Source organism: Paraburkholderia xenovorans, assembly GCF_046030735.1.
GTDB lineage: Bacteria > Pseudomonadota > Gammaproteobacteria > Burkholderiales > Burkholderiaceae > Paraburkholderia > Paraburkholderia xenovorans_A.
On record NZ_JAQQBV010000034.1, the window covers coordinates 41,652 to 67,960 of the forward strand.

22 protein-coding genes are annotated in these 26,309 nt (G+C 63.8%); 14 read left to right on the forward strand and 8 right to left on the reverse strand.

The window, feature by feature from the left end:
• Positions 1–49: 49 nt before the first annotated feature.
• Positions 50–1,009 (reverse strand): AAA family ATPase, encoded by a 960-nt coding sequence (locus PQQ51_RS27095; RefSeq protein WP_408500117.1) that lies wholly within the window; start codon positions 1,007–1,009, stop codon positions 50–52.
• Positions 1,010–1,434: 425 nt separating this feature from the next.
• Between PQQ51_RS27095 and PQQ51_RS27100 the strand changes: the two genes are divergently transcribed.
• The 4 genes from PQQ51_RS27100 to PQQ51_RS27115 all read left to right on the forward strand — a co-directional run bounded on the left by PQQ51_RS27100 (position 1,435) and on the right by PQQ51_RS27115 (position 8,448).
• Positions 1,435–2,571 (forward strand): formylglycine-generating enzyme family protein, encoded by a 1,137-nt coding sequence (locus PQQ51_RS27100; protein WP_408500173.1) that lies wholly within the window; start codon positions 1,435–1,437, stop codon positions 2,569–2,571.
• Between the two features lie 146 nt (positions 2,572–2,717).
• Positions 2,718–3,827 (forward strand): HAD family hydrolase, encoded by a 1,110-nt coding sequence (locus PQQ51_RS27105; RefSeq protein WP_408500175.1) that lies wholly within the window; start codon positions 2,718–2,720, stop codon positions 3,825–3,827.
• A 128-nt stretch (positions 3,828–3,955) separates the two neighbouring features.
• Entirely contained in the window at positions 3,956–5,671 is a 1,716-nt protein-coding gene (locus tag PQQ51_RS27110; protein WP_408500119.1) for an arylsulfatase, read from the forward strand.
• Between the two features lie 272 nt (positions 5,672–5,943).
• Positions 5,944–8,448, forward strand: coding sequence for a fused MFS/spermidine synthase (locus tag PQQ51_RS27115; RefSeq protein WP_408500121.1), 2,505 nt, complete (start codon positions 5,944–5,946; stop codon positions 8,446–8,448).
• Between the two features lie 35 nt (positions 8,449–8,483).
• Here PQQ51_RS27115 and PQQ51_RS27120 read toward each other — a convergent pair whose 3' ends face one another.
• Positions 8,484–8,810 (reverse strand): hypothetical protein, encoded by a 327-nt coding sequence (locus PQQ51_RS27120; RefSeq protein WP_408500123.1) that lies wholly within the window; start codon positions 8,808–8,810, stop codon positions 8,484–8,486.
• Positions 8,811–8,983: 173 nt separating this feature from the next.
• Here PQQ51_RS27120 and PQQ51_RS27125 point away from each other — a divergent pair, with 173 nt between their 5' ends.
• From PQQ51_RS27125 to dapA, 5 genes are all read left to right on the forward strand, one after another.
• The gene (locus PQQ51_RS27125; protein ID WP_408500125.1) at positions 8,984–10,411 is read left to right on the forward strand and encodes an FAD-binding oxidoreductase; all 1,428 of its coding nucleotides are present in this window, start codon (positions 8,984–8,986) and stop codon (positions 10,409–10,411) included.
• Between the two features lie 99 nt (positions 10,412–10,510).
• Positions 10,511–11,608 (forward strand): ABC transporter substrate-binding protein, encoded by a 1,098-nt coding sequence (locus tag PQQ51_RS27130; RefSeq protein ID WP_408500127.1) that lies wholly within the window; start codon positions 10,511–10,513, stop codon positions 11,606–11,608.
• A gap of 43 nt (positions 11,609–11,651) precedes the next feature.
• Positions 11,652–12,773 carry an ABC transporter ATP-binding protein gene (locus PQQ51_RS27135; protein ID WP_408500129.1) on the forward strand — a complete coding sequence of 374 codons (1,122 nt, stop codon included), beginning with the start codon at positions 11,652–11,654 and terminating at the stop codon, positions 12,771–12,773.
• 147 nt (positions 12,774–12,920) lie between these two features.
• Positions 12,921–14,612 carry an ABC transporter permease subunit gene (locus PQQ51_RS27140; RefSeq protein WP_408500177.1) on the forward strand — a complete coding sequence of 564 codons (1,692 nt, stop codon included), beginning with the start codon at positions 12,921–12,923 and terminating at the stop codon, positions 14,610–14,612.
• 25 nt (positions 14,613–14,637) lie between these two features.
• Entirely contained in the window at positions 14,638–15,543 is a 906-nt protein-coding gene (gene dapA / locus PQQ51_RS27145) for a 4-hydroxy-tetrahydrodipicolinate synthase (RefSeq protein WP_408500131.1), read from the forward strand.
• 4 nt (positions 15,544–15,547) lie between these two features.
• On the opposite strand, the gene PQQ51_RS27150 is transcribed toward dapA, so the two are convergent.
• On the reverse strand, positions 15,548–16,381 hold the full coding sequence (locus tag PQQ51_RS27150) for an IclR family transcriptional regulator (protein WP_408500133.1): 834 nt from the start codon (positions 16,379–16,381) through the stop codon (positions 15,548–15,550).
• Between the two features lie 100 nt (positions 16,382–16,481).
• Here PQQ51_RS27150 and PQQ51_RS27155 point away from each other — a divergent pair, with 100 nt between their 5' ends.
• Positions 16,482–17,684, forward strand: a complete 1,203-nt coding sequence (locus PQQ51_RS27155; RefSeq protein WP_408500135.1) for an alpha-hydroxy acid oxidase — start codon at positions 16,482–16,484, stop codon at positions 17,682–17,684.
• A 145-nt stretch (positions 17,685–17,829) separates the two neighbouring features.
• On the opposite strand, the gene PQQ51_RS27160 is transcribed toward PQQ51_RS27155, so the two are convergent.
• Positions 17,830–18,261 (reverse strand): DUF1801 domain-containing protein, encoded by a 432-nt coding sequence (locus PQQ51_RS27160; RefSeq protein ID WP_408500137.1) that lies wholly within the window; start codon positions 18,259–18,261, stop codon positions 17,830–17,832.
• 119 nt (positions 18,262–18,380) lie between these two features.
• On the opposite strand from PQQ51_RS27160, the gene PQQ51_RS27165 reads away from it, so the two are divergent.
• The gene (locus tag PQQ51_RS27165) at positions 18,381–18,530 is read left to right on the forward strand and encodes a hypothetical protein (protein ID WP_408500139.1); all 150 of its coding nucleotides are present in this window, start codon (positions 18,381–18,383) and stop codon (positions 18,528–18,530) included.
• A 31-nt stretch (positions 18,531–18,561) separates the two neighbouring features.
• Here the strand turns inward: PQQ51_RS27165 and cydB are convergent, their stop codons facing one another.
• Together cydB and PQQ51_RS27175 are read right to left on the reverse strand one after the other, a co-directional pair.
• Positions 18,562–19,569 carry a cytochrome d ubiquinol oxidase subunit II gene (cydB, locus tag PQQ51_RS27170; protein ID WP_408500141.1) on the reverse strand — a complete coding sequence of 336 codons (1,008 nt, stop codon included), beginning with the start codon at positions 19,567–19,569 and terminating at the stop codon, positions 18,562–18,564.
• Between the two features lie 4 nt (positions 19,570–19,573).
• Positions 19,574–20,962 carry a cytochrome ubiquinol oxidase subunit I gene (locus PQQ51_RS27175; protein WP_408500143.1) on the reverse strand — a complete coding sequence of 463 codons (1,389 nt, stop codon included), beginning with the start codon at positions 20,960–20,962 and terminating at the stop codon, positions 19,574–19,576.
• 450 nt (positions 20,963–21,412) lie between these two features.
• On the opposite strand from PQQ51_RS27175, the gene PQQ51_RS27180 reads away from it, so the two are divergent.
• The gene (locus PQQ51_RS27180; RefSeq protein ID WP_408500145.1) at positions 21,413–21,730 is read left to right on the forward strand and encodes a DUF6566 family protein; all 318 of its coding nucleotides are present in this window, start codon (positions 21,413–21,415) and stop codon (positions 21,728–21,730) included.
• A gap of 65 nt (positions 21,731–21,795) precedes the next feature.
• Here PQQ51_RS27180 and PQQ51_RS27185 read toward each other — a convergent pair whose 3' ends face one another.
• Positions 21,796–22,713 (reverse strand): aromatic alcohol reductase, encoded by a 918-nt coding sequence (locus PQQ51_RS27185; protein ID WP_408500147.1) that lies wholly within the window; start codon positions 22,711–22,713, stop codon positions 21,796–21,798.
• Between the two features lie 293 nt (positions 22,714–23,006).
• Between PQQ51_RS27185 and PQQ51_RS27190 the strand changes: the two genes are divergently transcribed.
• Positions 23,007–23,927: a LysR family transcriptional regulator gene (locus PQQ51_RS27190; protein WP_408500149.1), complete on the forward strand. Its 921-nt coding sequence runs from the start codon at positions 23,007–23,009 to the stop codon at positions 23,925–23,927.
• On the opposite strand, the gene pdxR is transcribed toward PQQ51_RS27190, so the two are convergent.
• The gene (gene pdxR / locus PQQ51_RS27195) at positions 23,916–25,430 is read right to left on the reverse strand and encodes a MocR-like pyridoxine biosynthesis transcription factor PdxR (protein ID WP_408500151.1); all 1,515 of its coding nucleotides are present in this window, start codon (positions 25,428–25,430) and stop codon (positions 23,916–23,918) included. The genes PQQ51_RS27190 and pdxR overlap by 12 nt on opposite strands.
• A 112-nt stretch (positions 25,431–25,542) precedes the next feature.
• Between pdxR and PQQ51_RS27200 the strand changes: the two genes are divergently transcribed.
• Positions 25,543–26,286, forward strand: coding sequence for an NAD-dependent epimerase/dehydratase family protein (locus PQQ51_RS27200; protein WP_408500153.1), 744 nt, complete (start codon positions 25,543–25,545; stop codon positions 26,284–26,286).
• The last annotated feature ends 23 nt before the right edge of the window (positions 26,287–26,309 follow it).

Sequence of the window (26,309 nt, forward strand, 5' to 3'; positions counted from 1 at the left end):
TCCTCCCGCGTTGATGCGCTGCTTGATACGCTGCTTGATGCACGCGCCGTCAGGCCGGCACGGCGACCTTTTCGATCAGACGGTCGATCACCGCGTCCGCGCTGACGTTCTCCGCGTTGGCGTCGTAGGACAGGATCAGCCGATGCCGCAGCACCGGATGAATCACCGCGCGCACGTCGTCCGGCGTCACGTAGCTGCGCTCGGCGAGCCACGCCTGCACACGGCTCGCGCGATCGAGGCCGATCGAGCCGCGCGGACTCGCGCCGATCTCGATCCATTTGCCGAGCTCCGCGTCGAGCTCCTTGCCATGCCGCGTCGCATTGACGAGCGACACGATGTAGTCGTCGATCGCCGGTGCGACGGCAATTCGCCCGATCTCTTCGCGCACCGCGAAAATCACATCTTGCGCGAGTAAGCCGCTTGCATTCGCCGCCTGAGTACGTTCACTTCTAAGTAATCGCAACATGTCCGTTTCGCTTTGCGGCGACGGATAAGTAATCAGCACTTTGAGAAGAAAGCGGTCCATTTGCGCTTCCGGCAATGGATAAGTGCCTTCCTGCTCAATGGGATTCTGCGTTGCCATCACGAGAAAAAGATCAGGCATCCGATGTGTTTTTCCCGCCACGGAGATCTGCCGCTCTTCCATCGCTTCCAGTAATGCGGATTGCACTTTTGCGGGTGCGCGATTGATTTCGTCCGCGAGAATCAGATTGCCGAAGATCGGTCCCGGTTGAAAACTGAGCGAACGTTCGGTACCGCTTTGCAATAGCGTTTCCGCGCCGGTGATATCGGACGGCAATAGATCGGGAGTGAACTGGATACGGCTCATGGTGGCCGCGAGCCGCGTGGCGATCGCCTTGACGGTACGCGTTTTCGCGAGTCCGGGCAGGCTTTCGAGCAATACGTGGCCGTCCGCCAGCAGCGCGATCAACACCTGGCGGACTACGGCCTGCTGCCCGACTATTGCTTCATTGACGCCCGATTCGAAACGCAGGATGGTTTCGCGCATAGCCCTCGATTTCCCCAATCATTTTGTGTTGGACGACATGGGTGTCAATGCTTGCCGTCCCACACGTTAGTGCACTAGCGTCAATTCGTCAAAGTTTCGCGTGTGCTCAAAAAAAGCGTGAAATGTGCGGGAAAAGTTGTTAGCCTCCATGTGACGCATTATTACCGGCATCGAAACATTATTCCGTATCGCTAAGTTTCTTCTGTGCAAATTAGAACCGGACCCGCGCTTTTACGTGGCGCAAAAGGCGCAATACGCATAACGCGCGCTAGTGGACCGGCAGCAGTATCTGCCTACGAGAAAGGATGATGAGCACACGAAAACGTGAGTCGGTCAAAGCCGCCTCCGCCGGCGGCATGTCGTCTTCCAGCCGCCCTCCGGCCAATCGCTATCGCAAGCTCGCTTTATGGGCGGTGCTGCTCGTCATGCTCCCCGCATGCATCGGCGCGGCGGTCAGTTGGGCCGTTGCCGCGCGCACGCCGGCTCATCCGCCAATCGTCTATGGCGACGGCACGCATGGTCCGCGTGGCATGGCCTGGGTGCCCGGCGGCGAATTCCTGATGGGCAGCGACTCGAAGCAGGCGCAACCCAATGAGCGGCCCGCGCACAAGGTGCGCGTGCACGGCTTCTGGATGGATCGTCATCACGTCACCAATGCCGAATTCCGCAAATTCGTCGACGCCACCGGTTACGTCACGACTGCCGAAAAGAAGCCCGACTGGGACACGCTGAAAGTGCAATTGCCGCCGGGCACGCCGCGTCCGCCCGATAGCGCGATGGTGGCTGGCGCGATGGTGTTCGTCGGCACGAACCGTCCGGTGCCGCTGGAAGACTATTCGCAGTGGTGGCGCTATGTGCCGGGTGCGAACTGGCGTCATCCCACCGGACCGGACAGCAACATTGCCGGCAAGGACGATCACCCGGTCGTGCAGGTGTCCTACGAAGATGCGCAGGCATATGCGAAATGGGCGGGAAAACGCTTGCCCAGCGAAGCCGAATGGGAATTCGCCGCGCGCGGCGGCCTCGAGCAGGCCACTTACGCGTGGGGCAATCAGTTCACGCCGGACGGCAAGCAGATGGCCAACGTGTGGCAAGGCCAGCAGGTGCAGTCGTTCCCGGTGGTGAGCCCGAAAGCGGGCGGCGCGCTCGGCACGAGTCCGGTCGGCACGTTTCCGGCCAACGGCTACGGGCTCTCCGACATGACCGGCAATGCGTGGCAATGGGTCGCAGACTGGTATCGCGCGGACCAGTTCCGCCGCGAAGCGGTCGCCACCCGCGTGATCGACAACCCAGCCGGTCCGCGCGAATCGTGGGACCCCGCCGACCAGGGCGTGCCGGTGGATGCACCCAAGCGCGTCACGCGCGGCGGATCGTTCCTGTGCAACGAAGACTACTGCCTGAGCTACCGCCCGAGCGCGCGGCGCGGCACCGATCCGTACAACAGCATGTCGCATCTGGGCTTTCGCCTCGTGATGGACGAAGACACCTGGAAGGAGCCGCTCGCCCGCCAGGCGTCGGCCCGCGCCGCCGGTGCGGATAGCGCTAGCGCTGCCAGCGGGTAGGCCGCGTTTTCCTTGCGGGCTTTTTGGGCTAGGGCTATCTGCTTTTCGTGCCTGTTGCGCGCGTCTTCTGCCGTATCGCGGTATGCAGTTCATCGAATCGTACAAACCGGAATGGAGGTTGGATGCAATCGGACTGTGTGTCGGGAATGCAGCAACGCGCCACGCGTGCGACGCGCGCCGGATTAGCAGGCAAATTCACGGCTGGATTGGGCTCGACGTTTAGCGTAGCGCTTGCTGCGCTTCTTCTGGCGCTCGGCGTTGCCGGATGTACCGCGCCGGGCAACAACACGAGCGCGACGTCATCGCCGTCTTCATCTTCATCGACACCCGGTCAGGCGCCCGCACTGCCCTCCTGGCGCGACGGACCGGCGAAACAGACAATCGTCAAATTCGTCGCCGACGTGACGACTCAGGGTTCACCGAACTTCGTGCCGCCGGCCGAGCGCATCGCCGTATTCGACAACGACGGCACGCTGTGGAGCGAACAGCCGCTCTACTTCCAGTTCGTGTTCCTGCTCGATCAGGTGAAGGCCGCGGCGCCGAAGCATCCCGAATGGAAAGACAATCCGGCGTTCAAGGCGCTCGTCGCGAAAGACTATCCGGCGCTCGCGAGCCAGCAGAAACAGCTGCTGCAACTGGTGGCCGTCGCCAACAGCGGAATGACCGTCGACGACTACGACAAGACCATTCGCAACTGGCTCGCCACCGCGCGTCATCCGAAACTCAATCGCCCCTACACCGAGCTCGTGTATCAGCCGCAACTCGAATTGCTCGCGTATCTGCGCGCCAACGGCTTCAAGACCTTCATCGTGTCGGGCGGCACCATCGAGTTCATGCGTCCGTGGGTCGACAAGGTGTATGGCATTCCGCCCGAGCAGGTGATCGGTTCGAGCCAGCGCGTGGAGTACCAGATGCGTGACGGGCAGCCCGCGCTAGTGCGCCTGCCGAAACTCGATTTCGTCGACGACGGTGCCGGCAAACCGGTCGGCATCTATCGCAACATCGGCCGCAAGCCGATTCTCGCGTTCGGCAATTCCGACGGCGATCTGCAAATGCTGCAATACACGACGTCCGGCAGCGGCCCTCATCTCGCGCTGCTCGTGCATCACGACGATGCGGTGCGCGAATTCGCGTACGACCGCACGTCGAAGGTCGGCAAGCTCGACCGCGCGTGGGACGAAGCAATCGCCGACGGCTGGACCGTGGTGAGCATGAAGGACGACTGGCAAACCATTTATCCCGCGCCGAAGCAGTGAGTCTTAATGAACAGCAGCCGGACGCGGGAAAACGCGAGTCGCGCGCAGAGCGCGGCCGCTACGAGGCAACCCGGCGCGCAGGGAACGTGCAACGGGTGAACCGAAGTCAACTCCATTGGAGCGACACGATGAGAAAGTTCCTGCGCAAGGGGCGCTACGCAGTGGGGGCGGCAATCGTCGTCCTCGGTGCGTTTGCCGCACTGATTTTTCCATCCATCAACGCACCCGCGCAGACTCAGGCGCCGCCCAAAACCGCCGCGGCACCCGCCACCAGCGCGCCGCAACAACAGCAACAACCGCAACAACAGCCCGCCGCCAAAAATTCGGCCAAGCCCAACATCCTCGTGATTTTCGGCGACGACGTCGGCCAGGCGAACATCAGCGCGTATACGCGCGGCGTGGTCGGCTACAAGACGCCGAACATCGACCGCGTGGCCAACGAAGGGATGATCTTCACCGACTACTACGCCGAGAACAGTTGCACGGCCGGGCGCTCGTCGTTCATCACCGGACAGGTGCCGCTGCGCACAGGCTTGTCGAAGGTCGGTGCGCCGGGCGCGCCGGTCGGCCTGCAAAAGACCGACATGACGATCGCCCAGGCGCTCAAGCCGCTCGGCTACGCGACCGGCCAGTTCGGCAAGAACCACCTCGGCGACAAGAACGAATATCTGCCGACCAACCACGGTTTCGACGAGTTCTACGGCAACCTGTACCACCTGAACGCCGAGGAAGAACCCGAGCGTCCCTACTGGCCGAAAGACAAGAACGACCCATATGTGAAGAACTTTTCGCCGCGCGGCGTGATTCACAGCACGTCGGACGGCAAGGTTCAGGACACCGGTCCGCTGACGACCAAGCGCATGGAAACCATCGACGACGAAACCGGCGCGCACGCGGAAGAATTCATCCGCAAGCAGGTGAAGAACGGCACGCCGTTCTTCTTGTGGATGAACTACACGCGCATGCACGTATTCACGCATGTGCGGCCCGAGTTCAGAGGCAAGAGCGGGATGCCCGGCAACGAATACGCTGACGGCATGTGGGAGCACGACCAGGACGTCGGCAAACTGCTCAAGCTGCTGGACGATCTGAAGATCGCCAACAACACGATCGTCATCTACACGACCGACAACGGGCCGAACCAGTTCTCGTGGCCGGATGCGGCGACCACGCCGTTCCGCAGCGAGAAGGACTCCAACTGGGAAGGCGCGTTCCGGGTGCCCGCGATGATCCGCTGGCCGGGTCATATCAAGCCGGGCTCGACCTCGAACGAGATGATCTCGGGTCTCGACTGGTTCCCGACGCTGCTCGCCGCGGCGGGCGACACCGCCGTGAAAGACCGGCTACTGAAAGGCTGGGCGCCGAAAGCGGGCGGCGCGAGCTTCAAGAATCACCTCGACGGGTATAACCAGTTACCCCTTCTTACCGGTCAGACGACCAAAAACCCACGCACCGAGTTCTACTACTTCGACGACGACGGAGATCTGGTGGCAATGCGCTGGGATCAGGACGGCAACGCGTGGAAGGCGGTGTTCTGCGAACAGCGCGCGAAGGGCAACCTGAACATCTGGCAGGACCCGCTCATCTGCCTGCGTCTGCCGAAAATCTTCAACTTGAGGATGGACCCGTATGAGCGCGCCGACATCACGTCGGATCAGTACAACGACTGGGTCACGAAGAATGCCTATCTGACGGGCATTGCGACGATGAAAGCGTCGACATTCCTGCAGACTTTCGTCAACTATCCGCCGAGCCAGCGGCCCGCGAGCTTCAGCGTGGACGGCGTGCGCCGCCAGGTCGACCGGAAGATCGACGAGTCGTTCAAGAAGCGCGGACTCGAGTAGCGAGAGCGTGGCGTTGCGCCCGCCGGCCTTTAGCGGCGGTGGGCGCAACGCGCTGTGTGTTCGTTATCACTCGTGGTGCCGCTCGAAGTCCCCCTATCCCGCCTCGACGCCTTTTCCATCCGATGACCCAAACGCTGGCCCAACGTGCCAAAAGCTCACGCCGTGAGCGCCGCGCCGATGAGCGCGCACAACGTCGTGCCGAGCCGCATGAGCCAGGCTCGTCCGGGCCTTCCAGCCGCCCCGCGTCTTCTGATTTATCGATCGTGTGGCCGATGCTGTTGCTGTTCGTCTCGGGAGCGGCGTCGCTGGTTTATCAGGTGCTGTGGATCAAGCAGCTCGCGCTTGTGGTCGGCGTCGACGTGCTGGCCGTCACGACAGGTGTCAGCGCGTTTTTCGCGGGGCTCGCCGTGGGCGGCTGGTGGTTCGGGCGGCTCGCCGACCGGCACGCGCAGCCGCTGCGGCTCTATGCGTTGCTCGAAGCCGGCGTACTGGTGCTCGCCGTTGCCGCTACGTGGTTGCTGCCGCGTGCGGCGGCGCCCTTCGCGTTATGGCAGGACCATGTCGGGGCGCTCGCGTGGATCTTGCCGTTTGCGCTGGTCGGCCTGCCCGCCGTGCTGATGGGCGGCACGCTGCCGGTGCTGATGCGCTCGCTCGGTCCCGCCGCTGCGCAGATGGGCCGCACCGGCGCGCGTCTCTATGCGGCTAATACGGCCGGTGCGATCGCCGGTACGCTGGCGGCGAGCTTCGTGCTGATTGCGTCGCTCGGCGTGCAGCGCAGCGCGTGGATCGCCGCCGCGTTGAATGCAGGCGCGGCGTTGCTGGCCGCGCTGCTTGCGCGTGCGCGGCCGGCGTTGGCGCCTGCATCGACTTCCCTTGCCGCAACCACGGACGAGCCTTTGCCGACGCGCTTAGCCGCTGAAGACTCCCCCGCTGACCGCGCGACGGCGTCGAAAGCGCGTCTTGCGCTCGCACTGTATGCGATTGCCGGCGGCGTCGCGCTCGGTTACGAGGTCGTGTGGTCGCAGGTGATCGTGCAGTTCATCAGCACCCGCAGTTTCGCTTTCGCGGTCGTGCTCGCCACCTACCTGCTCGGCCTCACGCTCGGCAGCGCGTTCGCGTCGCGTTACGCGGACCGTGCCCGCGATCCGTGGGGGATGTTCGGCATCCTGATCGTATCGGCGGGACTGGTCGCGTTGCTCGAAGTGGCTGTGCTGGGCGAATGGCTGCCGCACTGGCAGAGCGTCGCGCGCGAAGCCGCGCTCGACGCCACCGGCAGTCTTCTCGCCGCGATGTGCGCGGGGTTCGCGGTGGCCGCGCTCTGCGTGGTCTTCATTCCGACGCTGCTGCTCGGCGCCGCGTTCCCGTTCGCATTACGCCTGAATGTCGACGCGCGGCACACCGGGCGCGATGTCGGCACCGTGGTGGCGCTCAATACCGCCGGCGGCATTGCGGGCACGCTGCTCGCGGGCTTCGTACTGGTGCCGCGACTCGGCGTGATCCATGCGCTCGCCGTGCTTGCGGCGGTGGCGGCCGCGCTGGGTATCGTCGCCGTGCTGCGCGGCGTGAACGTGCGGCGCGGCGCACGCTGGGGTGTCGCGGTGCTCGCTGTCGCGACACTCGCGAGCGTACTGCTCACGCCGACGAACCGGCTCGCGACGCTGCTCGCGCAAGCGCGCGGCGGCACGCTGAGCTTCTACGAGGAGAGCGCGGGCGGCACTGTCGCCGTGATCGAACAGAACGCCGGCAAGCGGCCGTTCCACCGGCTTTATATCCAGGGTGTCTCCAATTCCGGCGACACGCTGACCTCGCTGCGCTACATGCGCCTGCAAGCGCTGCTGCCGCTGATCATTCACCGTGACACGCCGCGTAGCGCGCTGGTCATCGGGCTCGGCACCGGCATTACCGGAGGAGCGCTACTGACGTGGCCCGGACTCGACCATCGTGTGATCGCGGAACTGCTACCGGCCGTGGTGCGTGCCGCGCCGCAGTTCAGCGGCAACTACGGGATGAGTACCGACCCGCGCATGGATATCCGTCTGCGCGACGGCCGCCGCGAATTGCTGCGTCATACGCAACGCTACGACCTGATCACGCTGGAACCGCCGCCTCCATCGGCGGCGGGCGTCGTCAATCTGTATTCTTCGGATTTCTATCGAATCGCGGCGGCGCGTTTGCAGCCGGGCGGCATCGTCGCGCAATGGCTGCCGTTGCCGACGCAAAACGAGGACGACACGCGCTCGCTGATCCAGAGTTTCATCGAGGTGTTTCCGCACGCCGCGTTGTGGACCACCGAGTTGCACGAGATGATGCTGGTGGGTTCGATGGAGCCGCTGGAGCTGGACGTGCCGCGCATCGAGGCGCGCTTTGCGCAACCGCCGGTCGCGGCGGCGCTGCGAGAGGTCGGCATTGCGTCGCCGGCCGCGCTCCTTGCGACGTGGATCACCGACCGCGCGGGCCTCGCATACTACGCGGCGGATGCACTGCCCGTCACCGACGACCGGCCGCGAATCGAGTACGCGCCATGGGTGCGCCGCGACGCGTTTCCGACGACGCTCGCTCATTTGCTCGCGTTGCACAGCGAGCCGCCGTTGCAGCATGCCGACGCGGCATTCCGTGCGGCGATGCGGGACTCGCGCGGCGCGTTGCAGAGCTTCTATGCAGCGGGACTGGATGCGTATCAGGGCGATCGCGACGCGTGGGCGCGAGACTTGGGCGAAGCATTGCAGGTGGATCCGGACAATGCTTATTACAGGTGGTTGGTCGGCGATAGAGGGTGAGTCGCGCGAGGGGCGCAAGCACCCCAAGTCCCCCCTCAAAAAAGCCAGGTGACGTCACCAAAGCACGACACCCGTTGCAAACCACTGGTTTGGGGAAGAACCGTTCCGGCGAGCACGAAGTGCGAGACGGGAAGAGCGATAGCCTTGTCACTCACGCGGAGTGCGCGACGAGCCGGATGCTCCGGGGCCACTACGGCAAACTTGCCGCTGATAACACATAGCACTGGCGGTGTGAGCGGCTTTCTTTGCTTACTTTCTTTGCCGCGGCAAAGAAAGTGAGTGCCGCCCCGCACAGGGGCAACACGAATAGACCACAAATCCCAGAAGAACCAGAACACCAGAAAAACCAGACCCGCCAACACGTCCCCGCGCCCCACCCCCACCCCGCATCCCCCTCCCAGGTAAAAACACGCAAATCAATCGCATTCCGATCACTTGCATTTCAATGCGATTTTTTTACTCCTATGCTTTTCCTCACGCGCAGCTAGCAGCCCCATCAGCCAGCAGCAGCCACCGCCCGACCAAGGAACTCTCAATGCCCTCAACCGCGCCTTTGCTAGCCCTCCTCCAGACCGAACTCGGCGCGGACGCGATCCTGATCGCCGAGGCGGACCTCGAAGGCTTCACCGAGGACTGGCGCGGCCGCTACAAGGCCCCTGCGCTGTGCGTCGCGCTGCCATCCACGACAGCGCAAGTAGCAGCAGTCGTCAAGCTATGCGCGGCCCACAACGTTCCGGTCCTGCCGCAAGGCGGCAACACCAGCCTATGCGGCGGCGCAGTGCCCGCGAGCGACGGCCCGCGCCCGGTGATCGTCAACCTGTCGAGAATGCGCCGCATCCGCTCGATCGACGCGGCCAACGGTTCAATGGAAGTCGAAGCCGGCTGCGTGCTGAAAACGGTACAAGACGCAGCCGCGGCCGAACAGCGTCTCTATCCGGTCAGTCTCGGCGCCGAAGGCTCGTGCCAGCTCGGCGGCAATCTGTCGACCAATGCGGGCGGCACCGGCGTGCTGCGCTACGGCAATACGCGCGACAACGTGCTCGGCCTCGAAGTCGTGCTCGCCGACGGCACCATCTGGAACGGCCTGCGCGCGCTGCGCAAGGACAACACCGGCCTCGATCTGAAACATCTGTTCATCGGCACCGAAGGCACGCTCGGCATCATCACCGCGGCGACGCTGAAGCTGCACCCACTCCCGACACACCATGCGCTCGCGTGGTTCGCGCCAGTCGACCCGGCCGCCGCGTTGCGCATTCTCGGCCTCTTCCAGGCCGCCTGCGGCTCGCGCCTCAGCGCGTTCGAAATGATCAACCGCCGCCAGCTCGAACTCGTGATCGAACACGTGCCCGAACGGCGCAATCCGCTCGGCGAACTGCACGAGTGGCACGTGCTGGTCGAACTCGCCGATACGCGCGGCGGCGATGAAATGACGGAACTGCTGCAACACACGCTGGAACAGGCGGCCGAAGCCGGCCTCATCGTCGACGCGGTGCTCGCGAGCAACGACACCCAGCGCGCGGCGCTCTGGGAAATCCGCCACAGCGTCTCCGAAGCGAACAAGAAAGGCGGCGTGGGCCTGACCACCGACTGTGCGGTGCCGGTGTCGGCAGTGCCCGCCTTCATCGAGCACGCGACTCGCGCAGTGCGCGCCATCGTGCCCGGCCTCGACGTACTAGTCGTTGCGCATCTCGGCGACGGCAACGCGCACTTCATCCCGTTCTTCAGCTTCGACGCGTGGCGCGAGCTCGCCGACCCCGCCGCCATGGCCGCCGCGCTGCGCCGCTCGGTCAACGACATCGCGCACGAATTGCACGGCACGTTCAGCGCCGAACACGGCGTCGGCCAGACCGGTCTCAGCGAAATGGCGCACTACAAATCGGCCGTCGAACTCACGCTGATGCGAGCGGTGAAGCAGGCGCTCGATCCGCAGCAGTTGTTCAACCCGGGGCGCCTGCTGCCATGACGTGCCGCCCTCCGCGCTACCCGAGCCCGATTCTTCGCGCAGCCGTTTAGTCGGCCTGAAGTCCCGCTTTCATCGCTTGCCACCTTCCCTGGAGTCGTCATGAAAAAGCAGCCCATCCGCGATCAGATTCAGCAACCCGGCCGTCGCACGGCCATCAAGACGGCGCTGGCAGGCACGGCGGCGCTCGCGTTTCCGTTTGTCTGGACACCGTCGCGCGCGGCCAGCAAACGGATCGTGATTCGCGACGACGGCGGCATCTACACGAAGGCCTACGGCGCGGTGTTCTACCGGCCGTTCACCGAGAAGACCGGCATCGAAGTGGTCGGTGTGCAGGCGAACGCCGAGCCGACCGCGCTGATCAAGAGCATGGTCGAGACCGGCAGCTACACGTGGGACATGGCGAAAATCAGCCAGCCGGCAATTCTGCTGCTGACCGGCGGCGGCAAGGACTACCTCGAAAAACACGGGCTCGAATCCGATCCGACGATCGCGAGGATTCCCAGGCAATACATGTCGCCGTACGGCGTGGGCACCAACATCTACACGACCGTGCTCGCCTATCGCACCGACGCGTTCAAGGGCCGCAAAGCGCCCACCTCATGGGCCGACATGTGGAACGTGAAGGACTTCCCCGGCCGCCGCGGCCTGCGCAAATACCCGTTCGACACGATGGAGCAGGCACTGATGGCCGATGGCGTGCCGACCGGCCAGGTCTATCCGTGCAATCTCGAACGCGGCTTCGCGAGTCTCTCGAAGATTTCGAAGCACGTCGACGTGTGGTGGACCACCGGCTCGCAAGTCGAACAGATGCTGGGTTCGGGCGAAGTCGACATGATCAGCACGTGGGTGTCGCGCGCGCAATCGGCGATCGCGAACGGCGCGCCGGTCGGCATCGTGTGGAATCAGAACATCTGGGGCGTCGACAACTGGTCGATCCTGAAAGGCACGCCGAACGCCGATGCATGCCGCGAGTTCATCAAGTTCGCCGCCGATCCGAAACGCCAGGCCGCGCTCGTCGAATACTTCCCGGCCGGCCTCACGCAGCCCGACGCGTTCAACTACGTCAAACCGGAAATCGCGAAAAACTGCCCGACGTTCCCGCCGAACATGACCAACGGCCTGCATATCGATGCGAAGTACTGGCAGGAAAACCAGAGCGTCGCGCTCGAACGCTTCAACCGCTGGATCCTCACGTAAGCGCGCCGCTGTTCCCTGCCACTTTTTCACGGAGGCCGATTCCATGTCTGCTTCGAATCTACAGATCGCGGGTCTTGGCAAACGCTATGGCGACTTCGTCGCGCTCGCGCCCACCACGCTCGACGTCGCCGAGGGCGAGTTCCTGACCCTGCTCGGCCCGAGCGGTTCCGGCAAGACCACGCTGCTCAGCCTGATCGCCGGCCTCGCAGTGCCCGACGAAGGACAGATCCGCATCAACGGCGCGGACGTGACCTATGGCGCGCCGTACGAACGCGACATCGGCATGGTGTTCCAGAACTACGCGCTGTTTCCGCACATGACGGTCGCGGAGAACATCGCGTTTCCGCTGCAAATGCGCAAGACCGACGCGAAGACGATTCAGGCCAAAGTGAAAGACGCGCTGGAGATGGTGCATCTGCCGCATGTCGCGCAACGCTATCCGCGCGAATTGTCCGGCGGCCAGCAGCAACGGATCGCGCTCGCGCGCTGCATGGTCTACCGGCCGTCGATCATTCTGATGGACGAACCGCTCGGCGCGCTCGATAAAAAACTGCGCGATCACATGCAGCTGGAGATCAAGCGGATTCATCGCGAGCTCGGCACGACGATCGTCTACGTCACGCACGATCAGGAGGAAGCGATGACGATGTCGGACCGCATCTGCCTGATGAACGCCGGCTCGATCGCGCAACTCGGCACGCCGGCTGATCTGTATTTCCGGCCCAATAGCGTGTTCGTCGCGGACTTCCTCGGCGAATCGAATCTGCTCGACGCGGTCGTCACCGGCCGTGCCGGCGATCAGGTGCAGATCAGCGTGCAAGGCGTTGCGAAAGGCGAAGCAATGGCCTACGACCCGGTGATCGCCAACGGCAAACCGGTCAAGCTGATGCTGCGTCCGCAGAACCTGCGCGTGCATGCCAGCGCGAACCATGTTGCGGATGCAGCGGGTGCGGCGAATGCGGGCAATGGCGGCGGCCTGTCAGCGAAACTCACCGACATCATGGTGACCGGCAGCATGACCAAGCTCTATCTTCAGCCGCATGCCGCCGATGCCGCGCCGCTCGTCGCCGCGTTCCCGACCAACCGCTTCGGCAGCCAGTACGAAGTCGGACAGACACTCGGCCTGTCGTGGCTCGCCACCGACGCCGTCGCGATCGCGGGGTAAGCGATGAATCATTCCGCCCTGAGCGCACAGCCATCGCAACCATCGCAGCCCGCGCAACCGCTCCAGCCCGCGCCGCGGCGTGCTGCGTGGCGCACGTGGTTGCGACCCGGCGCGAAAGGCGCGCCGCTCGTCGTGCTGCTGCTCGTGATGCTGGTCTACCCGGTCGGTCAGTTGCTGCTTCTCAGCATTCACAACGACACCGGCTTCACGCTGATCGAATACAAGCGGCTGTTCGCGTCGTCCGTGTATGTGGACGTGCTGCTGATCACGCTGAAAGTATCGCTGTGGACCACGTTTTTCTCGGTACTGACTGGCTATCCGATCGCGTACCTGATCTCGTCGACAACCCGTGCGCGCAAGAACCGCCTGCTGTTCTGGGTGCTGCTGTCGTTCTGGACCAGCTTTCTGGTGCGCACGTTCGCGTGGGTCGTTCTGCTCGGCCGCAACGGCGTGATCAACCAGCTTCTGTTGAAGCTCGGCATCATCGACGAACCGTTGAGCCTGCTTTATCACTTCGGCAGCGTGATCGTCGGCATGGTGCATGCGCTGATGCCGCTCGCGGTGCTGACCATGCTATCCGTGATGGAGAATATCGACCGGCGCCTGCCGAGCGCCGCGGCCACGCTCGGCGCTCGGCCCGGCACCGTGTTCTGGAAGGTGTATTTTCCGCTGTCGTTGCCGGGCGTCGCGGCGGGCGCGCTGATGGTGTTCGTCACCGCGATCGGCTTTTTCATCACGCCCACGCTGCTGGGCGGCCGTCATCAAACGATGATCACGCAACTGATCATCGATCAGGTGATGCAGGCGCTGAACTGGGGCTTTGCCGGCGCGATATCGGTGCTGCTGCTCGCGGTCGTGCTGGTCGTGTTCCTCGTGTACGACCGCATGGTCGGCCTGTCGACGATGGCGGGCGAAAGCACCGGCAAGACAGGCCCACGCGCCGGCCGCGGCTGGAGCCGCAAGCTCGGCGACCTGATTCTCAGCATGCTCGGCCATGCGACCGATGCGGTGCTTGCGGTGCTGCCCCGCTCACGCGATGGCCGCAAACGCGCTGCCGGCAACGGCGACAGCCTCACGCTGCGCGTGGTGGTGTTCCTGCTGCTGGTGTTTCTCAGCGCACCCGCGTTCCTGATGATCCCGCTGTCGTTCGATTCGGCGTCCGGGCTCGCGTGGCCGCCGCACGGATTTTCGTTGCAGTGGTATCGGCAGATCCTCGATTCGCCGCTGTGGATGCAGGCGATCACGCGCTCGATGCTGGTCGGCGTGGGCACCGGTTTGCTGTCGATGCTGATCGGCACGCCCGCCGCGTTTCTGCTGGTGCGCGGCGGCCTGCGCGGCAAGGCGGCAATGCTCGCTTTCGTGCTGTCGCCGATCGTCGTGCCGCGCATGATCATCGCGGTCGGCATCTTCTATTTCTTCGCGAAGATCGGCCTCGTGGGCTCGTCGCTCGGCCTCGTGCTCGCGCATACGACGGTCGCCGTGCCCTACGTCGTGATCACGATGATGGCCGTGCTGCGCAACTACGACACCCGTCTCGATCTCGCCGCGCAGAGCATGGGCGCGCGGCCGTGGGCCACGTTGCGCCGCGTGACGTTCCCGATTCTCGGCGCGGGCCTGATGTCGTCGTTCCTGTTCGCGTTCGCGACTTCGTTCGACGAACTGACGATCGCCCTCTTCACATCCGGCGGCTTGAGCACGACGCTGCCCAAACAGTTCTGGGACGAAATCACCATGCAGATCTCGCCGGTGATCGCGGCCGTCTCCACGTGCCTGTTCATTTTCATCGCCGCGCTCATCTGGGTCGCGGACCGTTTGCGCCGGCGCAGCCTCGCCACCTGAACCCATTCAATCACAGAGACTTCTTATGCTTTCAGCACAACAACTGCGGGGCGTTTTCCCGGCCATTCCGACACCGGTCAACGCCGACGACAGCATCGACGCCAGCGCCGCCCGCGCGTTGATGCAGTACCTGCTCAAGCAAGGCGTGGACGGCATCGTGCCGCTCGGCGGCACCGGCGAATACGGCGCGCTGGCGCGGGCCGAACGCATCCGCATGGCCGGCATCGTCGCCGAAGAGGCCGACGGGCGCATTCCGGTCATTGCCGGCGTGCTCGATCCGGGCTATCACGACGCGATGCAGGCGGGCAAGGAGTTCGCCGCCGCGGGCGCGGACGGCCTGCTGGTGTTGACGCCGTACTACACGAACCCGACCCAGGGCGGCATCCGCGATTACTTCCTGCGCTACGCCGACGAATCGCCGTTGCCGATCCTGATCTACGAGATTCCGTATCGCACGCGTATTTCGATCGCACCCGAAGTGCTGCACGAACTGTCGAAGCACGAACGCATCATCGGCATGAAGGCGTGCAATACCGACATGTGGCACTTCCTGCGCACGGTGGCTGGCGTCGACGATTCGTTCGCGGTGCTGAGCGGTGAAGACACGCTGTTTCCGCTGCACGTGGCGGCGGGCGCGCGCGGCGGCATCGTCGTGACGGCGAGTCTGTTGCCGAGCGCGTGGCGCGCGATCTACCAGCTCGCGGCCGACGGCAACACGCAAGACGCGCTCGCGCTGCACCGCTCGCTGATTCCGCTGATGAACCTCGCGTTCGCCGAAACCAACCCCGGCCCGATGAAATCGGTGATGGACCTGATCGGCGTGCATGCGCCGACGATGCTCGCGCCGCTGGTCCAGGCGGCGCCCGACTTGGCGGCGAGCCTGCGGATCGAACTGGACAAGCAGCTCGACGTGTTCGAGCGCCGGCTGTGATCGATCAGCGCTGATAACCGGTGAGCCGCGATTTCGAAATCGACGTCGCGGCCACCTGCACGTGCTGCGCGAGTTCGGCCTCTACCTTGTCGCGCGACCAGCGTGACGTGGGCACCGAAATATTGATTGCGGCCACGCCCATGCCGCCGTGATCGGTGACCGGCGCGGCCACCGAAATATCGCCGAGCACCGTTTCGTTTTCGACGACCGCATAGCCGCGCCGCGCGACCCGGCGCACGCGTTCGAGCAGTTTGTCGGGATCGGTTTCGGTGTAGTGCGTGAGCGGGTCGAGGCGCGTTTGCGCGAGGATGTCGCGCACGCGATCGTCGGACAGACGCGAGAGGATCGCGATGCCCGCCGCGGTGAACATGGCCGGCAAACGCGCGCCGACCACGATGTCGATGTTCACCAGATGCTGGCCCGGAAAGCGCGCGACGAACACGATCTCGTGACCGTCGAGCTCCAGCAGATTGGTGGTCTCGCCCAGACGCCGGCTGATGTCGAGCAGATACGGCGACGCTTTGTCGATCAGTTCGTTGGCGCGCACGTAGTTGTAGGAGAACTGCAGCACTTTCGTGGTGAGGCCGTAGCTGCGCGTATCGGGCACGCGGTACAGATAGCCGAGCACTTCCAGCGTATGCACGAGACGCTGCGTCGCGCTGCGGTCGAGCCCGGAGGCTCGGGCGATATCGACCAGCGTCATGTGCCGGTTCGGGCCGTCGAAAGCGTGCAGCACCTGAAACGCTTTTTCGGTCGAGCCGACGAACAGCGACGAGCGCGGCGTGTCGGTTTCAACCGAGTTGGGCTTGCGGGATGGGCGTGCGGCGTGTTCGGCCATGATGGTGTCGCGCTCTGTTGAAAGATCGGATAGCAGTTGTCTCGATTGTAATGCGATTGAATCGCACCTCAGCAGCAAATTTCGAATCCGTGGAGCGTTCATGCTTTCATGCGTAGCTGATTACCGGATCGCGGCACAGAAGCGTTTGCCGCGCTTGGCCTTCGACTATCTCGACGGCGGCGCGGAAGACGGCGATGCGCTGCGGCGCAACGCGCAGGTGTATCGCGAGTGGCTGTTCAAACCGCGCGTATTGACCGACGTGTCGCGCTGCTCCAGCGCCACGCGTTTTTTCGGGCGCGACGCGGCTGCGCCGTTGATCGTGGGGCCGACGGGTTTGAACGGGTTGTTCTGGCCGCGCGCCGACGAATTGCTCGCGCGTGCCGCGAGCGAAGCGGGCCTGCCCTTCGTGTTGTCGACCGCATCCACGTCGCTGCTCGAAGACGTGCGCGCGGCAGCGCCGCACGGCGACCTGTGGATGCAACTCTATGTGCAGCAGGACCGCGGCATCGCCGAGGATCTGATGCGGCGCGCGAGCGCGGCCGGCTATTCGACGCTCGTGCTGACCGTCGACGTGCCGGTCCACGGCAAACGCGATCACGATACGCGCAACGGTTTCGCGTTGCCGCTGCGTCTGTCGCCGCGACTGATCGCCGATTGCATCCGTCATCCGCATTGGTGCTGGCAGATCGCGCGGCACGGTTCGCCGCAACTGATGAACATCGCGCGCAGCGTCGGCGAGCGGGCCGATCTGTCGCGTCACGCGGCGATGCTCAGCCGGCAGATGGATCTGACGCTCGGCTGGGCGGATCTCGACTGGGTGCGCCAGCACTGGAGCGGCAAGCTGATCGTCAAAGGCATACAAGGGCGCGACGACGCATTGCTCGCGCTCGCACGCGGCGTGGACGGCATCGTGTTGTCGAATCACGGCGGCCGGCAATTGGGCAGCACGTTCGCGCCGCTGGAACTGTTGCCCGGTATCGTCGACGCGGTCGGGCAACGGCTCGATGTTTTCATCGACGGCGGCGTGCGGCGCGGCAGCGATGCGCTGAAGGCAGTTTCGCTCGGCGCGCGCGGTGTATTGCTGGGGCGCGCGCCGCTCTATGGGCTCGCGGCGCGCGGCGGCCCCGGCGTCAGCGAGGTGCTGACGCTGCTGATGCAGGAGATGGAGATTGCGATGCGTTTGCTCGGGTGTCGCGCGCTAAGCCACCTCGGGCCGGAGTCGGTCGAACGTGCGGCATGCCGGAGTAAGAATCGCTTTGAAACCGGAGATGAAACTCGGGTTGAAAGTGTGAGGGCTGCTTGAGTCAGACTGAATCTGCGATCCGCGTTTTCGATCCGTATCGGCGACGCGCCAATCGTTACCGTTACCGTTAGCGACCACCGCGGCCAGCGACGTGTTTGCGCGGCTCGTTTGTGCACACGCGGAAGTCGAAAGCAAGCCCGAGAATTCAGGCCTTCTCGCCGGCCCGCGCTTTCGCGCTGCCGCGGGTTCGAGTCGCAGCGGGCGCATTCTTCTTCAGGTTCTTGCGGTTGTAATCGATCGCGGCGCGCACCAGATCTTTCAGCGCCCGCGCATTGACCTTGTCGCCCTCGAAAATATCGATTGCCCGTCGCGCATTGCCTTCGAGACCCGCGTTAAACAGCCCATCAGGATCGGCAAGCTGCGCGCCGTGCGCAAAGGTCACCTTCACCTTGCCTTTATGCGCATTCGCAACCGCGATCATGCCGTCGCACGACCACACCGGGCTGCCCATCCATTTCCATTCCTCGATGATCTCGCCGTCGGCGTCGAGAATGCTCTTGCGGACGCCGGCGAAAATCTTGCCGCGCCAGTCCGTGAGTTCCGCGATCATCTGGTCAATACGTTCCGATGGATTCATGGGATTTCGCACCTTTTTTCTTATTGCGCATTTGTCGCCGTATCACGCGGCTCTGTAGCGACTAGACTGGCAAAAGTGAGACTCCGATAGTTCCGATAGTTCCAATAGCGAGGCATAGCGTGTCACAGCTCAGCCCTGATCGCAAGACGACGTTTGGCCGGCGCCTTTTATGGTTCGTCGGCTTGTGGCTGCTCGGCGTGGCGGGAGCGGTGTTGCTCGCGCTGCCGTTTCGTCTTCTGATCGCCGCGGCCATGCATTTTCAGCATTGAGACCCTGGCGGCCGCACGCTGCACCGCCCGCTCAGTGATAACCCGCGTCGCCTTCACGCACCTTGCCGCGGAAAACGCGATATTGCATCGCGTTATAAACCAGAATCACCGGCAGCACGATCACCGTGCCGACCAGCGCGAACAACTGGCTCGAATGACTCGACGACGCCTCCCAGATCGTCAGCGAAGGCGGCACGATATTCGGCCAGATACTGATCAGAAGCCCGCTATAGCCGAGAAAACACAACGCGAGCGTGAGCAGAAACGGCATCGCTTCATGCGTGAGACGCAGTGATCGAAAAATGCCCCACACGCATGCGACCACCAGAATCGGCACCGGCAGAAACCATCCGAGAAGGCCGCTGCCGAACCAGCGGTGCGCGACGGCGGGCAATCCGATCACGGTCCACAGACTGACCACGGCCATCGCGCCCAGCAGCACGCCGACGAGCGGCCGCATCACTTCGCGCATCTTGCGCTGCAACTCGCCGTCGGTCTTCAGGATCAACCAGCCGCAGCCGAGCGTCGCATACGTGGTGAGCACACCGATCCCGCACAGCAAACTGAACGGCGAGAGCCAGTCGAACGGATCGCCGGCAAAGCGGCCGTCGACGATCTTGATCCCTTGCAGCAACGAACCCAATACGATCCCCTGGCAGAACCCCGCGAGCGCGGAACCGGCCATGAACGCGAGATCCCACGCATGCTGGGTGCGCGTGGCTTTCGCGCGCAACTCGAAAGCCGCGCCGCGAAAGATCAGCCCCACCACCATCAGGATCAGCGGCAGATAGTTGGCCGGCAGCAGCGTCGAATAGACGACCGGAAACGCACCGTAAAGGCCCGCGCCGCCGAGCACGAGAAAGGTTTCGTTGCCGTCCCAGACCGGCGCGATGGTATTGAGCATCACTTGCCGGTCGGCTTTCTGCTCGAAGAACGGAAACAGCAGCCCGATCCCGAGATCGAAACCGTCCAGCATCACGTAAATGAACACGCCGAGTCCGATGATCGCGGCCCATACCACCGGAAGGTCGATTTGCATCGTGTTACTCCTTCTCCAATGCGTCGAGCGGACGATTGCGCAGCACCGGATGTTTGACGGACTCCGGGCGGTCGACATTCGCTTCCGGTCCGCGCGCCATCATCTTCAGCATGTAGTACACGCCCATGCCGAACACGAGGAAATACACCAGCACGAAGATCAGCAACGAAACGCCGGCCTGCTGCGCGCTGATCGGCGACAGCGAGTCTTCGGTGCGAAGCACGCCGTAGACCGTCCACGGCTGACGGCCGACTTCGGTGGTGATCCAGCCGGCCAATAGCGCGACGATTCCAGACGGCCCCATGCCCAGCACGAAAAGCTGAAACCAGCGTGTGTCGTACAACCGGCCGCGTACTCTCAACAGCAGGCCGAGCAACGCGGCGAGCAGCATCAGCATGCCGAGACCGGCCATGATCCGGAACGTCCAGAACACGATCGGCGAATACGGCCGATCCCGCGCGGGAAAATCTTTCAGCCCGCGAATCTCGCCGTCCCAGCTATGCGTGAGGATCAGGCTGCCCAGATGCGGCACTTGCAGCGTGTAGCGCGTCACTTCCGCGTTCATGTCGGGCAGGCCGACCAGATTGAGCGCGGTGCCGCCCTTCTCGGTCTCCCACAGTCCTTCGATTGCCGCGATCTTGGCCGGTTGATATTCGCGCGTATTGAGGCCGTGCGCATCGCCGACAAAAATCTGGACCGGCGTGAGCAGCAGCAGAATCCACAACGCCATCGAAAAACTGCGCGTGACGGGCGCGTCGCGCCGCCCCTGCAACAGATGCCACGCGCCGCACGCGGCGACGATGAAGCCCGCGACGATAAACGCGGCGATGGTCATATGCGCGAGACGATACGGAAACGACGGGTTGAAAATCACCTTCATCCAGTCGACCGGCACGAGGCGGCCGCTCTCCATCGCGAAACCTTGCGGCGTCTGCATGAAGCTGTTCGACGCGAGAATCCAGAAAGTCGAAATCAGCGTGCCCGCCGCGACCATCAATGTTGCAAAGAAATGCCCGCGCGGACTCACACGCTCCCAGCCGAACAGCATCACGCCGAGAAAGCCGGCTTCGAGAAAGAACGCGGTCAGAACTTCATAAGTGAGCAGCGGCCCCGTGATGTTGCCGGCAACCGACGAAAAGCCGCTCCAGTTGGTGCCGAACTCATAGGCCATCACCACGCCGGAAACCACGCCCATTCCGAAGCCGACCGCGAAGATCTTCGACCAGAACAGGAACATGTCCTTGTAGACCCTGTCGCCGGTGAGCAACCAGCGCCATTCGAGCACGGCGAGAAAACTCGCCATGCCGATGCTGATTGCGGGGAAAACAATGTGAAATGAAACGGTGAAGGCGAACTGTAACCTGGCGAGATGGAACGCATCGAAGAGGTTCATGATCGATCAACGACTCCGCCGCATCGACTGGCGGTAGCCGTAGTCGCAGATCGACCGGGATGTTCGTTCGCCGTTCTGCGCCACCGCGACACGGGCGACAGCAGGACGGGCATCGCAGATTGCGCAGAAAGCGGGCATCGTAGCGTCACCTTTTCCGGTGGGTTGAATCATCCGGCCTCGTGAAGGCGCAGAGAACACGCATGCCCGGTTAATTCTATGAGGTGAGAGCGGATCAGGCGATATTGGATTTTTCGATGACCGGCATCGGTGAGTGTGATCGACGCTATCGCTGGCGACTGGTGTCAGCGCCATATCCTGTTCATTGAGCGAGCGTATTGATTCGTCATACGAGTGCACGCTTTCACGCGCGATATATCGGCGCGGCCGCCGCGTATCGTGTCTATAGTGAATTGAGTCGCGCCCCGCGCTGCAACGCTAATGGAGAAAACGATGCCCGACAACACGGCTTTGTACGGCGGTTTCGAAATAGTCGTGCGCACCGAACTCAACCCGCGAGGCGCGTGGGTCGCGAAAGTCAGCCTGAAAAATGGCGAGCATGCCGTCGTCGACATTCGTCCGATGACGGTCCAACCCGAATGGCTCAATGAAGACGAAGCGATCCGGGATGCCGTCGACTGGGCCCGCCGTTATATCGATCGGGATCTCGACGCGCAGCCGCCCGAATCGTGGGTGGCGACGCGATCGCGAGCGGAAAACTGGTTCCGCGACGAGCAGGAACGATCGCGGGGTCCGGATATCAGCATGTAATCGCTACCTGATCGCACCTCGCCGCAATACGGGCCCTGCAAAGCGAGCCCCGCAAAGTTCTCCGCTTAAAGATTTTCCCGCATCCATGCTTCCATCCCGCTCACCGGAATGCCGCGTCGGGCATTGAAAGTCTCGTTCTTATCCCACGCGACACCGACGCCTTGCGCAAACACAGCCCGGTATTTCCTGAGCGAATTGCCGGGCTCGCGGGCCAGTTCGCTTTTCAGTTGCGGCACGCTCCATTCTTCGCGGTGCACGTTCAGATTCAATAGCGAGTCGACCGCATCCGCCACCTGCCGATAAGTCACGGTGTCGCCGGCCACGTACACCACCTCTCGCGCAATGCGCGGTTCGGCGAACACGATTTCCGCGGTCAACGAACCGATGTCCGCTGCGGTCGTGATGGTCACCGCGGTGTCCCAGCTTCCCAGCGCGCGGACGGTACGGTTCGCGAGGTCCACCACGCCGAACGACGGCTCGAACAGAAAGCTGGTGAACATGCCGGTCGACACGATCACCCATTCCGTGCGGTCTTGCGAGCGCAGCAGATCGCGCACGTCGAGTTGCTCGTCGAACAGATCCTGCGGGCTGCCACGACCGATCGCGTCATAGTCGACCCCGAACTGCCACGGGACATAACGGCCGACCTCGGCCGCGAGCACTGCCTGCGCGATCTTCACCTGCACCCCGCGGCCACCGACGAAGCCGGTGCAGGAGATAACCGTGTCGAAACGACGGAACACTTCGGCGAGCGCGTCGACCGATTGTTCGGCCAGATCGCCTGGCACCAGTTCGATGCCGAGCGAGCGCAACCCCGCGATGTCTTTCTGTTTGACCGGATCGCTCGACGCGATAGTCGATGCACGCACCAGTACCGCTAGCGACACAGTGGGTTGTTCCGCGGCGCGGCGCGCGAGACTGCGCAGGACGGCCATGCCGAGTTCGCCTGCGCCGAGAACGAGAATGGATTGATCTTGAGACATGAGTTTGAGCCTTTCGAAACCTGAATACAGTGGTCGGTAGCGTCCGCTTGCGCGAGCCGCCATCGCCGGCTCGATGCTTCGCGAGGGCTTCGGATCGAAGTCAGCCGGACGATCCGGAGTGTAGGTGCGCGACGCCGTGGCATTGTTCGCAGTAACGGAAATGACAACACGCGGATTTCGAATCGTGCGGTTTCAGCCGCGGTTTCAGGTGCGGCTTCAACGATCGTGGCGATGCCGCAATGCAAATCCCAGTGCGGGTAAGATGAACGCCCTGTCGCACAGGTACCCTTCTCATGGACAAGCTGCAAGCGATGACGATCTTCGTGCGTGTGGTCGACGCGCAAAGCTTCAGCAAGGCGGCCGAGACGCTGTCGATGCCGCGCTCATCGGTCACGACGACGATCAAGAACCTCGAACGTCATCTCGGCGCGGTGCTGCTACGGCGCAGCACCCGCACGCTCAGCGTGACCGATGCGGGCGAACGCTATTACGCGTCGTGCCGCGCGATCCTCGCTGAAATCGAGCAGGCGGAAAGCGCGGTCTCCACCGAAGCGACTGTGCTGCGCGGACGCGTGCGAGCCGACATGCCCGGCGTGATCGGCCGCGCGCTGCTGATCCCGAGGCTGCGCGAGTTCGAGCAGCGCTTTCCAGGCATCGAACTGGTGCTGGGTCTCAGCGACCGCCCCGCCGACCTCGTATTCGACGGCATCGACTGCGTGATCCGGACGGGAGAACTCGCGGACTCGACACTGGTTGCGCGGCGCGTCGGCCAGTTGAACTGGATCACGTGCGCATCGCCGCTATATCTGAAGGAACATGGCGAGCCCCAAACCGTCGGCGAGCTGGAAGCACACCGCGCGGTCAACTATCTGTCGAACGGGACGGGCCGGCCGCTCGACTGGCGCTTTCGTGTGGACGGCGAAAACCTCGTCCGGCCGATGCAAAGCCGCTTTGCCGTCAATGAAACCGAAGCCTATCTGCAATGCGCGCTGGAAGGTTTGGGGCTGATCCAGTTGTCCGAATTCGTCGCGTCGCCGTATCTGAAAACAGGACGGCTGCGTGAAGTGCTCGCCGAAGCGCGATCCGCACCGATACCGATTTCGATCGTCTATCCGAATGGCCGCAATGCGAGTGCGGCGACGCGCAGCTTCGTCGACTGGGTTGCGCAGATTGTCAGCGAAGACAACCTGCTCAACACGCGTTCAACGCGATGACGCGATGCGTTCCAACGCACGCGCAAGACGCACGGCGCCTTGCCCGATTGCGTCGACATCGACAGCGGCAAAGCCCAGCACCAACCCAGGAGGCACCGGACGCTCGAACCCGTAGTAAGACAGCGGGCGTGTTTCGACACCTGCCGCTGCCGCCTGCCGCGCGGCCAGCGTATCGTCCGTTTTGAGCGGCAGAAACGCCGGGGTATCGAGTCCCGTAGTGATCGCGGGCAACTCCAGCAGGCCGCCGAGATGTTTGTCGAGCGAATATTTGAGCGCTTGCGCGCGCTCGCCGTATAGCAAACGCATGCGCCGGATATGGCGGCCGAAATGCCCTTCGGCGATGAATGCATGCAGGATCGATTGCTGGTCGAGCGCGAGATGGCGCGAAGTCAGCGAAAGCGCGGCGACGAACGGGTCCACCAGCCGGTCCGGCACGACCGCATAGGCCGTGCGCAATGCCGGGAACAACAGCTTGCTGAACGTACCGCAATAGATCACGTGGCCGCTGTCGTCGAGGCTCTTCAGTGCGGCGAGCGGCCGGCCCTCGAAGCGGTATTCGCTGTCGTAGTCGTCCTCGAGGATCAGCGCGCCTTTTTCACGCGCCCACGCAAGCAGCGCGAGGCGGCGTTCGAGCGCGAGCGGTGCGCCGAGCGGTGCCTGCCTGCCGGCCGTCACGTAGGCGAGGCGCGCGTCGGGTGCATGACGGCGCGCCCAGGTCACGTCCATGCCGTCGCTGTCCACCGGCACGCCGACGATCTGCGCGCCGGCCGCTTCGAGCACGAATCGCGCGCCGGGATAGCCGGGGTCTTCCATCCACGCACGATCGCCGGGATCGAGCAGCAGGCGCGCGCTCAAATCGAGCGCCTGCTGGACGCTGGCGAGCATCACGACATTGCCGCCAGAACACGCGATGCCGCGCGCCGTGCGCACGTGTTCGGCGATCGCATCGCGCAACGGCGCGTAGCCTTGCGCTTCGCCGTCGGTCAGCAGATCGCCGCTAAAACGTGGCGCGCGACGCGAGCGGCGCGCGGCGAGCCTCGCCCACAACGCAAAAGGAAACGCGGCGAGATCGGGCTGGCTCGGCCGGAACGCCGGCGCGGGCACCGCACGCCCCTCAACCTGAAACGGCGTGCGCGACAGCAGTTCACCGCGCGCCGATAAACCCAGATGCGCGACGGCACTAAGCGCGGCGGGCTGCGGCGCCTGCGGACGACGTTTGCGGGCCACGAGACGCCGCTCGGGCAATTCCGCGGCGACGAAGCTGCCCCGCCCCACGGCCCCCGACACATAGCCTTCTGCGGTCAGTTGCGCGAAAACGCCCAGTACCGTGCCACGCGAGATCGTGAAGCGCGTGGCGAGATCGCGCGTCGCGGGCAAGCGGCTGCCGGGCGCGAAGCGGCCGGTGAGGATCGCGTCGCGGATTTCGTCGTACAGCCACTGTTGCAGCGAAACCCCGTCCGGCCGCGGCGCAAGCGCGATCTCGATGTCTTTGGCGCGTCTCAACGTTCACCTCAAAATGGCTCAATCAATTCTTCAATATTGGCTCTTTTGTCTCGCCAATATGATAGCTAATCTGCGAGTCAGGTTCTTGCGGCTTACGGATAAAGGAAAAGTCATGGCAGACACAGTCTTTCTCGCAGGCGCGACCGGTGCAGTGGGCAGCACGCTTGCGCCGCTGCTGATCGACGCGGGTTTCACCGTGTACGGCAGCACCCGGAAAGCACAGCGCGCGGGGCAACTGGAAGAGGCCGGCATCGTGCCGGTGGTCGTCGACGTATTCGATTCGGCGGCTTTGACAGGCGCACTGATGCGCATCAAGCCGCAAAGCGTGATTCATCAGCTAACCGACCTGCCGCGCGGACTCGATCCTTCGCAAATGGCGCAGGCGGTCGTCAACAATGCGCGCATCCGCAATGAAGGCACGCGCAATCTCGTTGGGGCCGCTCGCGCCGCCGGCAGCCGTCGACTGGTCGCGCAAAGCATTGCGTGGGCTTATCGCGCGGGTACGCGGCCTTACGACGAAACCAGTCCGCTCGACGTCGATGCCCCCACGCCGCGCAGCATCAGCGTGCAAGGTGTGGTGGCGTTGGAGAAATGGGTGCTCGAAGCGGACGGCGTGATCGGCACCGTGCTGCGTTATGGGCAGATTTACGGTCCGGGCACCGGCGCCGACGCACCCAACGGCGCGAGCCCGCTGCATGTCGAAGCGGCCGCGGCGGCGGCGTTGCTGGCATTGCAGCGCTCGCACGGCGGCATCTACAACATTGCCGAAGACGAAGCCGACGTGAGCAGCGCGAAGGCCAAACGGGAGTTGGGATGGTTGCCGTCGCTGCGCTCGGCGAGCGTCGCACGAACATGAGCGGGCTCGAGTCCGCGCGGCCG